15 protein-coding genes are annotated in these 14,060 nt (G+C 43.9%); 7 read left to right on the top strand and 8 right to left on the bottom strand.

Going from position 1 to position 14,060, the window contains the following annotated elements; genetic code table 11:
- Positions 1–52: 52 nt before the first annotated feature.
- The 5 genes from ppa to fbp all read right to left on the bottom strand — a co-directional run bounded on the left by ppa (position 53) and on the right by fbp (position 6,149).
- Entirely contained in the window at positions 53–583 is a 531-nt protein-coding gene (ppa, locus tag Xedl_RS04700) for an inorganic diphosphatase (protein ID WP_074022769.1), read from the bottom strand.
- A gap of 109 nt (positions 584–692) precedes the next feature.
- Positions 693–1,007, bottom strand: coding sequence for an addiction module antidote protein (locus tag Xedl_RS04695; RefSeq protein ID WP_208605024.1), 315 nt, complete (start codon positions 1,005–1,007; stop codon positions 693–695).
- 2 nt (positions 1,008–1,009) lie between these two features.
- Complete coding sequence (locus Xedl_RS04690) at positions 1,010–1,327, bottom strand: type II toxin-antitoxin system RelE/ParE family toxin (RefSeq protein WP_074022690.1); 318 nt, start codon at positions 1,325–1,327, stop codon at positions 1,010–1,012.
- Positions 1,328–1,556: 229 nt separating this feature from the next.
- Entirely contained in the window at positions 1,557–4,733 is a 3,177-nt protein-coding gene (locus tag Xedl_RS04685; protein WP_083600270.1) for an inverse autotransporter beta domain-containing protein, read from the bottom strand.
- 411 nt (positions 4,734–5,144) lie between these two features.
- Positions 5,145–6,149, bottom strand: coding sequence for a class 1 fructose-bisphosphatase (gene fbp, locus Xedl_RS04680; protein WP_074022688.1), 1,005 nt, complete (start codon positions 6,147–6,149; stop codon positions 5,145–5,147).
- A 200-nt stretch (positions 6,150–6,349) separates the two neighbouring features.
- Between fbp and mpl the strand changes: the two genes are divergently transcribed.
- Positions 6,350–7,720, top strand: coding sequence for a UDP-N-acetylmuramate:L-alanyl-gamma-D-glutamyl-meso-diaminopimelate ligase (gene mpl / locus Xedl_RS04675; RefSeq protein WP_074022687.1), 1,371 nt, complete (start codon positions 6,350–6,352; stop codon positions 7,718–7,720).
- 82 nt (positions 7,721–7,802) lie between these two features.
- Here mpl and argR read toward each other — a convergent pair whose 3' ends face one another.
- Complete coding sequence (gene argR / locus Xedl_RS04670) at positions 7,803–8,273, bottom strand: transcriptional regulator ArgR (RefSeq protein WP_074022686.1); 471 nt, start codon at positions 8,271–8,273, stop codon at positions 7,803–7,805.
- Positions 8,274–8,617: 344 nt separating this feature from the next.
- Here argR and mdh point away from each other — a divergent pair, with 344 nt between their 5' ends.
- The gene (mdh, locus tag Xedl_RS04660) at positions 8,618–9,556 is read left to right on the top strand and encodes a malate dehydrogenase (RefSeq protein ID WP_074022684.1); all 939 of its coding nucleotides are present in this window, start codon (positions 8,618–8,620) and stop codon (positions 9,554–9,556) included.
- A 110-nt stretch (positions 9,557–9,666) separates the two neighbouring features.
- Here the strand turns inward: mdh and Xedl_RS04655 are convergent, their stop codons facing one another.
- Positions 9,667–9,933 carry a helix-turn-helix domain-containing protein gene (locus tag Xedl_RS04655; protein WP_074022683.1) on the bottom strand — a complete coding sequence of 89 codons (267 nt, stop codon included), beginning with the start codon at positions 9,931–9,933 and terminating at the stop codon, positions 9,667–9,669.
- A 187-nt stretch (positions 9,934–10,120) separates the two neighbouring features.
- Here Xedl_RS04655 and Xedl_RS04650 point away from each other — a divergent pair, with 187 nt between their 5' ends.
- Positions 10,121–10,468 carry a DNA-binding protein gene (locus tag Xedl_RS04650; RefSeq protein ID WP_074022682.1) on the top strand — a complete coding sequence of 116 codons (348 nt, stop codon included), beginning with the start codon at positions 10,121–10,123 and terminating at the stop codon, positions 10,466–10,468.
- Positions 10,469–10,543: 75 nt separating this feature from the next.
- Positions 10,544–10,924: a DNA-binding protein gene (locus Xedl_RS04645; RefSeq protein ID WP_074022681.1), complete on the top strand. Its 381-nt coding sequence runs from the start codon at positions 10,544–10,546 to the stop codon at positions 10,922–10,924.
- A gap of 26 nt (positions 10,925–10,950) precedes the next feature.
- On the opposite strand, the gene ispB is transcribed toward Xedl_RS04645, so the two are convergent.
- Positions 10,951–11,922, bottom strand: coding sequence for an octaprenyl diphosphate synthase (gene ispB, locus Xedl_RS04640; RefSeq protein ID WP_074022680.1), 972 nt, complete (start codon positions 11,920–11,922; stop codon positions 10,951–10,953).
- Between the two features lie 251 nt (positions 11,923–12,173).
- Here ispB and rplU point away from each other — a divergent pair, with 251 nt between their 5' ends.
- The 3 genes from rplU (at position 12,174) to cgtA (ending at position 14,060) form a co-directional block, all read left to right on the top strand.
- Entirely contained in the window at positions 12,174–12,482 is a 309-nt protein-coding gene (rplU, locus tag Xedl_RS04635; protein ID WP_047766254.1) for a 50S ribosomal protein L21, read from the top strand.
- 19 nt (positions 12,483–12,501) lie between these two features.
- On the top strand, positions 12,502–12,759 hold the full coding sequence (gene rpmA, locus Xedl_RS04630) for a 50S ribosomal protein L27 (protein ID WP_038237679.1): 258 nt from the start codon (positions 12,502–12,504) through the stop codon (positions 12,757–12,759).
- A gap of 131 nt (positions 12,760–12,890) precedes the next feature.
- Positions 12,891–14,060, top strand: a complete 1,170-nt coding sequence (gene cgtA / locus Xedl_RS04625) for an Obg family GTPase CgtA (RefSeq protein WP_074022679.1) — start codon at positions 12,891–12,893, stop codon at positions 14,058–14,060.

Here is a 14,060-nt window from a genome sequence, read left to right as displayed (position 1 = left end):
CTAGTTGGGGCAGAGGTTTTTGGGGATTAAAATCTGCAATTACCTGTCAGGATTACTTTTTAGCAGCGCGTTCGAAAGAAGACAGGATCTCAGCTTTAGCGGCTTCAGCATTGTCCCAGCCGTCCACTTTAACCCACTTACCTTTTTCCAGATCTTTGTAGTGTTCGAAGAAGTGAGTGATTTGGGCACGCAGCAATTCTGGCAGATCGTCTACATCGTTGATGTGATCGTATTCTTTGCTCAGTTTGGTATGAGGAACCGCGACCAGTTTTGCATCTTCACCGGATTCGTCAGTCATTTTCAGCACACCGACCGGACGGCAGCGGATCACCGAACCTGGCTGTAATGGGTATGGTGTTGGCACCAATACGTCAACAGGGTCACCGTCGAGAGACAGGGTATTGTTGATGTAACCGTAGTTACATGGGTAGAACATGGCGGTTGACATGAAACGGTCTACAAACAGGGCGCCCGATTCTTTGTCTACTTCATATTTAATGGGATCGGCATTTGCAGGGATCTCAATGATGACATAAATATCTTCAGGCAGCTCTTTGCCAGCCGGTACATTATTCAGGCTCATAAAACGGTTTCCTTCAATTTCAAACCAAAATGGGATGCGAGGCATTATAGCCAAAACAGGCCAAAATGCCTCGGATTTTTCGGTTATTGGCGGTAGAGCAACAAAGTGTTCAGACGCTCATTAATGCGATATGAGAAAATTGGAATCCTGTTGCTGAAACGACATTACGCAAAGTTTTCAAAGTCGGATTGCCCTTAGGCGATAGTGTTCGGTATAGCGTCTCGCGTGAAATACCTGCTTTATCTGCAATCTGTGCCATTCCTCCTCGCGCTTCTACAACATGGCGTAACGCCACAAGAAATGCTTCCTGTCCGCCTTCTTCATCCATATCAACAAATGCTTGATGCAGATAATACTTAGCAAATTCGGTATCTTCACGGAGAAGCTGCACCATTGCATCATCATGTAAACGTGCTTTGGCCATAATCACCTCTTCAAATAGTCCTTCAGACATTCAATTGCCTGATCTATATCGGCGTCTTGGGTTCGTTTATCGCCGCCAATTAACAACACCACCACTTCATGACCAACCAAGCTGTAATACACTCTGTAGCCAGGCCCCTGATCTATACGAAGTTCCCAGACACCCTCTCGACAAGGTTTATGATCACCAAAATTTCCGGTAGCCATTCGGTTAACCCGTGACGAGATCTTTGATTTCGCTATAGGATCCCGAATACCTTTCAGGAATTCCATATACAAGTCCCTGTCATCGGAAGTGAGATAATGTTTGATCGTGTTCATGTGAATGACTGTAGCTTTAAAACTACAATTTTGTCAATCTAGCTTATGTTGTACATTTGATTTTGAGTACCGCCTTCACTTGGAAAAATAGTTATGGCTACTTACAGAGAATTGTTAGCGCAAGAAAGCCCGGAAATGCAATCACGGTAAAGCGCAGACCCAATCACTCTTAGGTCTGCGCTTATTTTATATAAAAAACTTCCTGTTCAGTATTTGCGATATTACCTAATTAATTATTGCGTAATACACATATTGCGTATGCCTGCTCCGTACTCTGTGGATCCACCAGTTTAGCGGTTCTCGTCTCGACATCATATGCATACACCCTGTCTTCTTGTGGGCTATAGACTTTTAAGGTCTTACCGTGAAGAGCATTACCATACTGTAAAAGGTTCAATCCAAAATCAGGGAAATTCGTTTTGTCATATTCATAACTCAATGAAGACTGGTTATTGTAAGGATCTATTCCTATATCAAGCGCGGTTGCGTTAGATGGAGGAGTATCGAATGGCGTTAAACCGAAATTAGGAGATTTATTGCTGCTGCCATCAGTCCACCAGTAAGGTCGCTCAACATCATTTGTGTCATAACCACAGCCATCCTTCAGATTAGATAAACTCACCATCGGTTCTTCAAGGAGAGCTATAAACCTTCTGGGGTTGAAAGTATGGTAATAACTATGCGTTATTTGGGTTTCCTCATCGACTACAGTGATAGTCACTGTGACTGGCCATGGTTCCGTGCTGAAGCCACTAGGATGGAATTTTATATACCCATAAGACAGATCTGCTGTCACCAACTTGAGATTGCTAGATTTGACACTTAAAAGTTTCAGGGACGGAGATTCCTGCAATATGCCTGTTTTTCCATCTCTCGACAGGTTAACTCTTATATCTTTATGCACGTTATAGAGCCTTCCCTGTGGAGGAATATATTTCTGCATTCCCGCCGATCTCCCAAATATTATAATTCCCGTGAGTTCTGGAAATGGCTCGAAAATGACAGCTTCAGAGGCCTTGCCTTCGGCAGTATCTGTACCGGATGAATCAGGATATATCGTAAAATAAACGTTAGTTACACCGACTGAACTGGTCATATTGAGAGCCAGATTACCCTCGGCATCGGTTGTCGGGTTGGCCGGTATCTCAAGTTTAACTTCTTGTGGTGCGGGTTTGGCCGAACCTTGCATGGCTAGTTCAGTTTTAAATTGATTACCAATAGACTGATTCTTTAGAGGGTTACCGTTCTCGTCGAGAATTGGCACTTTAAAGGTATAGTACTCTTTCCCGTCCGCTTTTACTGCCCCTTGAGTGGATATGGTTGCGGAAATATCGCCCAATTTAATCTTCAGATTTTCTGGCGTGATAAAATCGAATGGCTCAGAAAAACTTTGGTGTTTCCCATTGATCAACACACCGACTTTAGCACCTTTCACCGCTCGGGTACTGGTCACAATTGCTTTGATCTTACCATCCTCATCCGAGCCGTTTTCATAGCCCTTTTCAGGTGTAACTGATAATCCTGACAGGTCAGAAGGTTCTGTGCTCCATTGTAAATTCATATCCATTTTTTTCTTGATGGGGTTGCCATCGGTATCGAACACGGTCGCCGTCACTATAATTGGGTTTTGTTCCGTTGCTTCATAAGGCGCTTTGTTGTCAAATACGAAGTCCTTGGCTTGAAGCGCATCAGAAAGCGGGATGAAAGTCAGTGGCTTATCGCCTTTTATTTCCAGTTTAGGTTGATCATCCATTGTCAGATAAATCTTGGTATTGGGTTTAAGCGGTTGAGTACTGCTCAATGTTGCCGTTAACTGACCGTTATCATCGGTCATGCCAGCTTCGTTCCAGTGCAATGTGGCATGTTCATCTGGCGGTTCGATGCTCCATTTAACGTTGGGTATCGCCTTGTTTTTAATCGGCAGGTTATTTTTATTGCCATAGGTAATGGTAGCAGCCAGATCGTAAGCCGGTTTACCATTGGAAATCGCAGGGCCTTGACTGCTTGGCTTGATGCTTTGCTCTTTAATGGCAAAAGGTTCCACCATTACATTCATTTGCGTTGTCTTCGGCTTATTGCTGCCATCGACATCAGCAATCGCAGACAGGACGTAGCTGTTTACCCCTTTGGCAGAATATTTCGGCAGATCCAGTTCAACCGATTTGCCATGAGGTATGATAGCTCCCCCGTTTTTACGGAATGCTTCATTAGCCTGCCATGATAGCTTCTTCAACTTGTGTTCAGCGGTCATATTCGGAGTGATTTGAATATGTTGGGAACTATATCCGCTAAGTATATTTGGCAGGGTAAGGTTGAATTCAGGTTTTTTCTTGTAATCCAGTACGATATGGTTATTTCTTTCCACGAGGTCATAACGGCTGCCAGACAATGTGCGTACATCATCAACACTACTGGGTGAAATCTGATTTTCAAAAGGCATACCGAAACGATAATTCAGATTTGCCAAAAAGAGCGTTTCACTGTGCCCACTATTTCCGAGTTTGTAATCTACGCCCATCGTCATCAATGGGATTGGGGTATAATTCAGACCAATCCGGGCAAGGGTTGGATTTTTTTGCTTGGTATCCCGATTAAACAGAGCGACATTATCGCCAAAGTACTGTTCATAACTCAGTTTACCCCCAAGGCTTGGATAAGCCGGTAAGAAAAAGATCCCATTAATATCGAAGCCATTGGCCGGTCTTTCATCATAATCCAGCTCTTTTGGTGATTGGCGCCATTTGCTTATGCGCCAATAAGTATTGGCCGAGAATTTGGCGTAATCCGTCCAGATTTCTCCGCCAAAACCCATCCGTTTATTTTGTCCGGTGAAATCATTGTCAAAGAAGGTATTTAAACCATACATCCAATTGGGTGTGAAATAACGTCCACCAAGACCCAGGTTTAGGATATTACGGCTATCGTGACGTCGATAACCTAACTGGGAGAAAACGAGCCAATCCGCTTTATTGTCATAGAGCGGTAACAGCAGGTCTAAGGAACTGCTATCCAGTTTGCCTTTTTTATCGAGGGTAAAATTAATGTTGGCTGTACCAAATCTGGACAACCATTTTTGTGTTTCCGAGGATATCGCACCATTGACTTTTCCCAACGCGTAGGATTTCGCCTGCTCAGTTAATTGCGATGGGGAAGAAGATAAAATATTACTTACCCGATGAATATTTTGGGCGATGACATTCACTTCATTATCGGCAGCAGCTTGCTTATTCTGTGCCAGATTAACGTGATTTTCATTTGCCGATGGTTGTAAAAATGCCCTGTCTCCTATTCTATTCTCCTGCACTTTTTCCCCTGCTGAAAGCGCACTCGTAGGCGTAAAGGGTAAAAAAAGCGAATACATGAGAATAGAAAGCCGGAAAACCTTATGATTAATATACGAGTCCATATATGAATCCTCATAAAATATGGGCTGTCGCCAGCGCTTTAGCGTTACACCTTTGATGTTAAAAATTTTAGACTATTGGGTATAGCTATCTCATTAATATAAAAAAGATAATATTTCCCATACCTACATACATTAGGAAAAATTTCCTTGTTATGCGTAATGAAAAATAATTATTAATCGATAGAAAAAAGTCATTGCTTTATTTTTACCGTGATTTTAATTTCATTTTCATGAAAGAAATGTGTTTTTTCAGTAATAATAGGGAGCATCAATGGATATATATCATTAAAACGTTTTAGGGGCAGGAAGCAGAAATAGGAAAAACGCATACATTTGAAAAATACAGATAAAACAAGAGGTGGTAATCCACCCCTTTATATTATGATTGAATCCATGACATAATAAAAAACCTTATTGGTCAGGAAATTCCGCCATAAAACTTTCTGCTTTTTCTACCATCGATTTTGTCCCGACAAAAAAAGGCACGCGCTGGTGCAGTTTATTCGGCACGATATCCAGAATACGGTTGGCACCATCGCTGGCTTTCCCACCCGCTTGCTCTGCCAGGAATGCGATGGGGTTACATTCATAAAGTAAGCGCAGTTTTCCTGTCGGATGGCTTGCTGTACTTGGGTAGATATAGATCCCACCTTTTAACAGGTTGCGGTGGAAATCAGCCACCAGAGAACCGATATAACGGGTAGTATAAGGACGCTGGGTTGCTTCATCTTGCTCTTGGCAATATTTGATGTATTTTTTCACACCCATCGGAAATTTGATGTAGTTCCCTTCGTTGATAGAGTACATATTGCCCTTTTGGGGGAATTGGACTTTCTCATGGGTCAGGCAGAACACACCAAGGGAAGGATCATAAGTAAAAGTATGGACACCACAGCCTGTCGTGTAAACCAGCATGGTGGATGAACCATAAACCACATAACCGGCGGCAACCTGCCGATTCCCCGGTTGCAGGAAATCTTCTTCAGTGACAGGCTGGCCTATAGGGGTAATTCGATGGTAAATCGAGAAAATAGTCCCGACGGAAACGTTTACATCAATATTCGAAGAACCATCCAGTGGATCCATCAAAACAACATACTTCGCATTTTCTGCTCGGTCGCCATCAAAAATAACGATCTCATCTTCCTCCTCAGAAGCAATGCCTGCAACTTCGCCGCGTGCTTTCAATGCGGCTTTGAGTTTTTCATTGGCATACAAGTCCAGTTTCATCTGAACTTCCCCCTGAATATTCGATACGCCACTTGTGCCTAAAATATCCACCAGACCGGCTTTATTGATATCCCTATGGATAATTTTGGCACCTAACTTGATAGCCGACAGCAGGGCAGTCAGCTCACCTGTAGCGTGCGGAAAATCTTGCTGTTTTTCGACGATGAATTCGCCTAATGTTTTCATGACAAAGGCCTTGAATTTGATTGTGGTTTTAGGAAGTGTGCTCCACGTAGATATTGCGCTTATCTATATTGCGCTTATGTGTCGCACTTATGCGCGGGCAGTTTAGCTAAAGAATCTGATGATTCATAGGCTATTGCATTTTTAATCTCTGATTTGAGGGTTAGAATAGTGATACGTTTCATGATATCAGGTAGAAATAAATGCGTATTCATATTCTTGGCATTTGCGGTACTTTCATGGGGGGGCTGGCGATCCTTGCTCGCGCACAAGGGCATGAAGTGACTGGCTCTGATGCCAATGTATACCCGCCAATGAGTACCCTGCTGGAAAAACAGGGCATTGCGCTGATTCAGGGATACGATCCAGCACAGCTCGATCCTGCGCCAGATGTGGTGATCATTGGCAATGCGATGACACGTGGCAATCCTTGCGTGGAAGCGGTGCTGGATCGAGGTATTCCTTACACTTCGGGTCCGCAGTGGTTGCATGATCATATCTTGCCGGAACGTTGGGTATTGGCGGTTGCTGGCACCCACGGCAAAACAACAACCGCGGGAATGTTGGCCTGGATTTTGGAAGCGTGTGGCTATCAACCAGGATTCCTGATCGGCGGTGTGCCGGGGAATTTTGAAGTGTCAGCACAATTGGGTGAAAGTCCGTTTTTTGTGATTGAAGCCGATGAATATGACAGCGCCTTTTTTGATAAGCGTTCGAAATTTGTCCACTATAGCCCCCGCACTCTGGTTATGAACAATCTTGAATTTGATCATGCCGACATTTTTGAAAATTTGGCCGCCATTCAAAAACAGTTCCATCACCTCGTCAGGGTTGTGCCGAGTACGGGCAAGATTATCGTTCCTGATAATGATATTAATTTGAAGCACGTGCTTGCAATGGGATGCTGGAGTGAACTGGAACAGATCGGAGACAGTGGCCATTGGCAGGCGAAGAAAGTCAGTCAGGATAGCAGCAATTATCACGTATTCCGGCAGGGTGAACTGATTGGGGAGGTCAATTGGTCATTAGTCGGTGAACACAATATGCATAATGGTTTAATCGCGATTGCGGCCGCCCATCATGTGGGGGTTCAACCGGAGGATGCCTGTCAGGCTCTTAGCAAATTTATTAATGCCCGTCGTCGTCTGGAGTTACGCGGTGAAATCAATGGCATCTCAGTATATGATGATTTTGCCCATCATCCCACGGCCATTTTAGCCACATTGGAAGCGCTGAGAAGCAAAGTGGGCGGTATGGCTCGCATTCTTGCCGTACTGGAGCCGCGTTCAAATACCATGAAAATGGGGATGAGCAAAAATGATATTGCGCCTTCTCTGGGACGCGCTGATGAAGTCTTTCTCTATCAGCCCACCAATATTCTATGGCAGGTGATTGAAATTGCCGAACAGTGCATTCAGCCCGCTCGCTGGAGCGCTGATATTGATACGTTGGTGAAGATGATTGTCGAAACGGCGCAGCCGGGTGATCACATTCTGCTGATGAGTAATGGCGGATTTGGCGGCATTTACGAGAAACTGTTGGCCGCATTGACCCAAAAAGCAAACGCAGTTTAACGGTAAAATTTGCGTATTTATCTGTTGCCTGGTCTGCCGTGCGCATCTCTTGTTGGGATTGGCATACGGCAGACCTGCAAAATTAAAGTTCTTGTTCAAACAAGTTGAGGATCGCTTCGTAGAGTTGTTTTGTCGTAAAGTTTTGTGCTGGTGTAGAAAAAATGGTGTCATCGCCGGCAATACTGCCCAGGATCCCTTCTGCTTTCCCTAATGAATCTAATAGGCGTGCAATTAATTGCGCTGCACCAGGGCTGGTTCGTATAACGACAATGCTATGATTATAATCGACATCTAATACCAGATTTTTTAATGGGCTGGTGGCGGTAGGAACGCCCAATTCTGCGGGTAAGCAGTAAACCATTTCCATTTTGGCATTACGGGTTCGAACAGCACCAAATTTCGTCAGCATTCTGGAAACTTTAGATTGGTTGATATTTTCAAACCCTTCGTCCTGAAGTGCTGCAACAATTTCACCTTGAGAGCTGAATTTTTCTTCTTTCAATAATGCCTTGAAAGCTTTTACCAAATCTTCCTGTTTCGAAGGAACACGCATATTTCACCATCGTTGAATCCATTATCAGGCCAACATTATGCGAAAGAGTGAATTTTTATTCAAGAAAGGGAAGAAAAAACCAAATTAAGCATGGTAAATGCATTGTTAATCAAATGGTGTTGTTTGGTGTGAAAGAGGAGCGTAAGGTAATCAGCCAATTGATGCAGGATATGACGGAAATAATTCTTAAAAAAGTGCCCATTATCTCATTAACAGATAAGCATTTTGTTTAGAATAAAATAACTTTTGTATTCCATCATCAGGTCATTAAGTGGATAATCTGCCTGTTAACAGATTGTTTTTAATACGTGGTGTTTACAGTACTTAATTTAAGGAGTATCAGGATGAAAGTTGCAGTTCTCGGTGCAGCCGGTGGTATTGGTCAGGCACTTGCCCTTCTACTTAAGACCCAACTTCCTTCAGGTTCAGAACTTTCCTTGTATGACATTGCGCCAGTGACCCCAGGTGTCGCAGCCGATCTGAGCCACATCCCAACGGAAGTCAAAGTCACTGGTTTTGCTGGTGAAGATGCAACCCCTGCACTGGTCGGTGCAGATGTCGTATTGATTTCTGCGGGTGTAGCACGTAAACCGGGTATGGATCGTTCCGATTTGTTCAATATCAATGCGGGTATCATTCGTAATCTGGTTCAGCAGGTTGCTAAAACGTGTCCAAAAGCATTAATCGGCATTATTACCAATCCGGTTAATACTACTGTCGCGATTGCCGCTGAGGTACTGAAAAAAGAAGGGGTGTACGATAAGAACCGCCTGTTTGGTGTCACAACCCTGGATATCATCCGTTCCAACACCTTTGTTGCTGAACTGAAAGGTAAGAATGCCGAAGAAGTGGAAGTTCCTGTGATTGGCGGGCACTCTGGTGTGACTATTCTGCCTCTGTTGTCGCAAATTCCTGGTGTTAACTTCACTGATGAAGAAGTTGAAGCGTTGACCAAGCGGATCCAGAACGCGGGTACTGAGGTGGTGGAAGCAAAAGCGGGTGGCGGCTCTGCAACACTGTCTATGGGACAGGCAGCGGCTCGTTTGGGGCTGTCGTTGATCCGTGGCCTGCAAGGTGAAGGCGATGTCATTGAGTGCAGCTATGTTGAAGGTGATGGCAAATATGCCCGTTTCTTTGCACAGCCTGTTCGCTTAGGTAAAAATGGTATCGAAGAACGTTTAGATATTGGTAAGTTAAGTGACTTTGAACAGAAGGCATTGGATAACATGCTGGATGTTTTGAAGAAAGATATTGAATTGGGCGAGAAGTTTATTAACGGCTAATTCATTTATTAATAATTTATTAATATACGAATTAAGTTAAATATATTAAATAACTAAAACCGCTAGTTAGGAATAACTAGCGGTTTTTCTTTCAATAGTTATATTGATAGCTAATTATTCTTTTTCTCTCTCATTTTCCTTTCTAATAGTTCTCCTGTGTGGGGATCGAAATAACGGCTTGGCCATATTTCAGACGGATGTAGTTCTAAGTAATTCGCTATTATCCATTCTCCCTTGGGCCACGGGCGAGAAAGTGTATTCGCCAAAGTAGATGAACTCAGTCCCGCCGCACGGGAAACGGCAGCTAACGTCGTTCCACGTTTACGTAAAGCTGCAATAATATCAGCAGGATGCCAATCCGATTTCATAGAAATCATTTTTTTAATCCTTTTCTATTAAATTAGAAGCCACATTAGTGGTATAACTAAAGCGTTAATGTGAAATTAATAACGAACACGAACCTGTTATTAAGAAAACAAAATAACATTATTTTTTCTAAAAATGTTTCTAATTTTTTCTTAATAACTTCTTTTTTGAACTTGGTTACAAAAATAGAGAAACATTATGAAAAAAGAGTGGTATACGGCAATGGAGTTGACCGGTGTAGGTGAGTTACCTAGATCACCACAAGGAGTTAATGCCAAGGCAAAACGTGAAGAGTGGTTGCGGCAAAAACGGTCAGGTGTCCAGGGAAGGGCGATTGAATACCATTACTCTTGTTTTCCTCCATCAACGTTAGAAGCTTTAGAGCTTCATGAAACACCAACGGAATATCAGGTTCAGAAACAAGATCCTTTATCCATTTGGGTAAGCGCATTTAATTTACTCACCGAGGAAGAGAAGGAGGTCATTACCGAAGTGATATTACGAGATGGCATAAGAAGTTTTTTGGAAAAAATCATAGCTACTTGAGGCAGCTTTTGAAAAGCCAGGTGCTTAAAATTTGGTTTTCTCGTCACTGCTCCAGTATCAAGCGAGGAGAAAGAGATGAAAAAAGAGTGGTATTCTGCAAAAGAACTCATCGGCCTCGCAGGGCTGCCATCGTCTCCCCAAGGAGTCAATCTGATGGCAAGACGCGAGGGCTGGGAACAACGCCGTAAGCGTGGCGTACAGGGAAAAGCGCTCGAATATAATGTCAACAGTTTGCCCGAAGACGTCGTGAATGTACTGACAGTCAGTGAAAATTCAGTCGAATACTATCGGAATAAGCGACAAGATCCATTTATGATCTGGGTAGAGGCTTATTACCAGTTGAGTAAGTCTGAAAGAGAACGAATGGTTAAATTTATTTTGAGAAAAGGGCTAGCCAGCCTTGTCCAATATGTCAGTATTCATGATATTGATAATAAAGACAGCGCCCTAGATTGAATGATCTGGGCACTGATTGCTTCAATTCAGGAAAGTCGCTGTACAGCGACATGGGCCAATCCCTCAAGAGCCGCCTTGTATGGAGAATCTTCCAGTAACTGCAATGCTGAAATGGCCTTATCAGCTTCTTCTTCTGCCCGCTGGCGGGTATATTTGAGTGAACCACACTGTTTCATTGTTGCCAGGACGGTATCCAGCAAATGGCGGCCATTACCTTGTTCAATGGCACTGCGGATCAGCGCAGACTGTTCCGCTGTTCCGTGGTTCATGGCATGCAAAAGAGGCAATGTTGGTTTACCTTCGTTCAAGTCATCCCCTGTATTCTTCCCAAGCGTACTGTTATCTGAGTCATAATCCAGCAGATCATCAATTAATTGAAATGCGGTGCCTAGATAACGGCCATAATCACGTAGTGCTATTTCTTGCTCAGGAGTCGCGTTGGCGAGAATAGCGGCTGAGTGCGCAGCAACTTCAAACAGGCGGGCGGTTTTACTGTAAATGACCCGCATATAGTCATCTTCTGAAATATTCGGATCATTGCAGTTCATCAACTGCATGACCTCGCCTTCAGCAATGACATTGGTCGCGTCAGACATCAGTTTTAATACGCGCATGGAATCGAGATCGGTCATCATTTGAAATGAGCGCGTATAGATAAAATCGCCCACAAGGACACTGGCCGCATTACCATAAATGGCGTTGGCTGTCGCTTTACCACGGCGCATATCAGATTCATCAACAACATCGTCATGCAGCAGCGTTGCTGTGTGGATAAATTCAATCAAAGCAGCAACTTTGATATGTTTTGCGTCTTGGCAGCGAAGGGCTTTACCTGCCAGTACGGCAATCATTGGTCGTATGCGCTTGCCACCGCCGCTGATGATGTAGTAACCAAGTTGGTTGATCAGCGCAACGTCAGAATTTAATTGGTTAAGAATGGTTTCATTAACCGCTGCCATATCATCAGCGGTGAGTTTAATTATCGATTCTAAATTCATGTTTTGGCTTTGGACTCTGATTCAGAGCTGTGCTCATTAATTAGCATATCAATAGATATCAAGATATATCGATTGTACTTGAAAAACCGTTCAAATAAATGACAATTGAAAAACTCCGTTTTTTTCTCATCTGTTCTAATTCTGCACTTGTCTTCCAAGTGGTTTTTGCGTAGAATTCGCGCCCTATTGTGAATATTTTATAGCGCGCTCTGGAAAGCATTTTTAGGGGGTGCGCGGAAAGCGGAGTTTATATGTACGCAGTTTTCCAAAGTGGTGGTAAACAACACCGAGTAAGCGAAGGCCAAACAATTCGCTTGGAAAAGCTGGACATCGCAACAGGTGAAACTGTTGAGTTTGACCAGGTGCTGATGGTCGCTAACGGCGAAGATATCAAAATCGGCGCTCCAGTAGTTGAAGGCGTTAAAATCAAAGCTGAAGTTGTTGCTCACGGTCGTGGCGAGAAAGTTAAAATCGTTAAGTTTCGTCGTCGTAAACACAGCCGTAAACAGCAGGGCCACCGTCAGTGGTTCACCGATGTTAAAATCACTGGCATCGCTTAAGATTTAGGAGAGCAGATTAATGGCACACAAAAAGGCTGGCGGCTCGACTCGTAACGGTCGCGATTCTGAAAGCAAACGTCTGGGTGTAAAACGTTTTGGTGGTGAATCTGTTTTGGCAGGTAGCATCATCGTTCGTCAACGTGGTACTAAATTCCACGCAGGTAACAACGTAGGTTGTGGCCGCGATCACACCCTGTTCGCATTAGCTGACGGGAAAGTTAAGTTCGAAGTTAAAGGTTCAAAAAACCGTAAATTTATCAGCATCGAAGCTGAATAAGTTTTTTGTATCTTGATCGAATCAGAAGCCCTGCAATATGTGTTGCGGGGCTTTTTATTATTTTGGATTATGCCATCTCTGGGTACTAACAGCCATCCAGCTTTACAGTGGCTATCCTACGGAGAAAAGTGATGAAATTTGTAGATGAAGCCAGGATTCTGGTTGTAGCGGGAGATGGTGGCAATGGTTGCGTCAGCTTCCGTCGTGAGAAATATATTCCAAAAGGTGGGCCAGACGGCGGCGATGGTGGTGATGGTGGTGATGTCTACCTGCTGGCAGATGAAAACCTCAATACACTGATTGATTACCGTTTTGAAAAATCCTTCCGTGCTGAACGTGGTCAGAATGGACAAAGCCGCGATTGTACGGGTAAACGTGGTCAGGACATTACTATTAAGGTTCCGGTCGGAACCCGTGTGCGTGATGTTGCCACGGGCGAAATACTAGGGGATATGCTGCACCATGAACAGCGTTTTATGGTGGCAAAAGGGGGCTTCCACGGCCTTGGTAATACCCGTTTTAAATCTTCGGTGAATCGTGCTCCACGTCAAAGAACGATGGGAACGCCTGGAGAAAGCCGTGAGCTGATGCTGGAGCTGATGCTACTGGCTGACGTGGGAATGCTGGGGATGCCAAATGCAGGCAAATCCACCTTTATTCGTGCTGTATCAGCAGCAAAACCGAAAGTCGCTGATTATCCGTTTACAACTCTGGTGCCAAGCCTGGGTGTTGTGCGTATGGATAACGAACAAAGTTTTGTTGTCGCAGATATCCCTGGTTTGATTGAAGGTGCATCAGAAGGCGCCGGATTGGGTATTCGTTTCTTGAAGCATTTGGAACGTTGCCGCGTATTGCTGCATTTGATCGACCTCTGCCCGATCGACGAATCTGTTCCGGTTGAAAACGCGCGTATCATTATCAAAGAGCTGCACAACTACAGTAAAAAACTGGCAGAAAAACCACGCTGGTTAGTCTTTAATAAAGTCGATCTCATCGATCCAGAAGACGCTAAGTTGCGGGCAAAAGCGATTGCTGATGAATTGGGTTGGGAAGGCGATTATTACATGATCTCAGCCGTGAACCGTCAGGGCGTGAAAGAGCTTTGCTGGGACATTATGGAGTTCATGAAGACACAGCCGCGTAGCATGGAAACGTCGGGAGAATCTCAACCTGAAAAAGTTGAATTCATGTGGGATGACTACCATAAAGAGCAGTTACAGCAAGCATCTGACGACGAAGATTGGGATGATGACTGGGACGAAGAAGATGACGAAGGCGTTGAGTTTATTTATAAACGCTAA

The organism is Xenorhabdus eapokensis (genome assembly GCF_001908105.1).
This window is presented reverse-complemented; position numbering and strand designations above follow the sequence as displayed.

Excerpts from the sequence above, each read along its gene's own strand:
- ppa (WP_074022769.1), bottom strand. The coding sequence starts at position 583 with ATGAGCCTGAATAATGTACCGGCTGGCAAAGAGCTGCCTGAAGATATT.
- Xedl_RS04695 (WP_208605024.1), bottom strand. The coding sequence starts at position 1,007 with ATGGCCAAAGCACGTTTACATGATGATGCAATGGTGCAGCTTCTCCGT.
- Xedl_RS04690 (WP_074022690.1), bottom strand. The coding sequence starts at position 1,327 with ATGAACACGATCAAACATTATCTCACTTCCGATGACAGGGACTTGTAT.
- Xedl_RS04685 (WP_083600270.1), bottom strand. The coding sequence starts at position 4,733 with ATGGACTCGTATATTAATCATAAGGTTTTCCGGCTTTCTATTCTCATG.
- fbp (WP_074022688.1), bottom strand. The coding sequence starts at position 6,149 with ATGAAAACATTAGGCGAATTCATCGTCGAAAAACAGCAAGATTTTCCG.
- mpl (WP_074022687.1), top strand. The coding sequence starts at position 6,350 with ATGCGTATTCATATTCTTGGCATTTGCGGTACTTTCATGGGGGGGCTG.
- argR (WP_074022686.1), bottom strand. The coding sequence starts at position 8,273 with ATGCGTGTTCCTTCGAAACAGGAAGATTTGGTAAAAGCTTTCAAGGCA.
- mdh (WP_074022684.1), top strand. The coding sequence starts at position 8,618 with ATGAAAGTTGCAGTTCTCGGTGCAGCCGGTGGTATTGGTCAGGCACTT.
- Xedl_RS04655 (WP_074022683.1), bottom strand. The coding sequence starts at position 9,933 with ATGATTTCTATGAAATCGGATTGGCATCCTGCTGATATTATTGCAGCT.
- Xedl_RS04650 (WP_074022682.1), top strand. The coding sequence starts at position 10,121 with ATGAAAAAAGAGTGGTATACGGCAATGGAGTTGACCGGTGTAGGTGAG.
- Xedl_RS04645 (WP_074022681.1), top strand. The coding sequence starts at position 10,544 with ATGAAAAAAGAGTGGTATTCTGCAAAAGAACTCATCGGCCTCGCAGGG.
- ispB (WP_074022680.1), bottom strand. The coding sequence starts at position 11,922 with ATGAATTTAGAATCGATAATTAAACTCACCGCTGATGATATGGCAGCG.
- rplU (WP_047766254.1), top strand. The coding sequence starts at position 12,174 with ATGTACGCAGTTTTCCAAAGTGGTGGTAAACAACACCGAGTAAGCGAA.
- rpmA (WP_038237679.1), top strand. The coding sequence starts at position 12,502 with ATGGCACACAAAAAGGCTGGCGGCTCGACTCGTAACGGTCGCGATTCT.
- cgtA (WP_074022679.1), top strand. The coding sequence starts at position 12,891 with ATGAAATTTGTAGATGAAGCCAGGATTCTGGTTGTAGCGGGAGATGGT.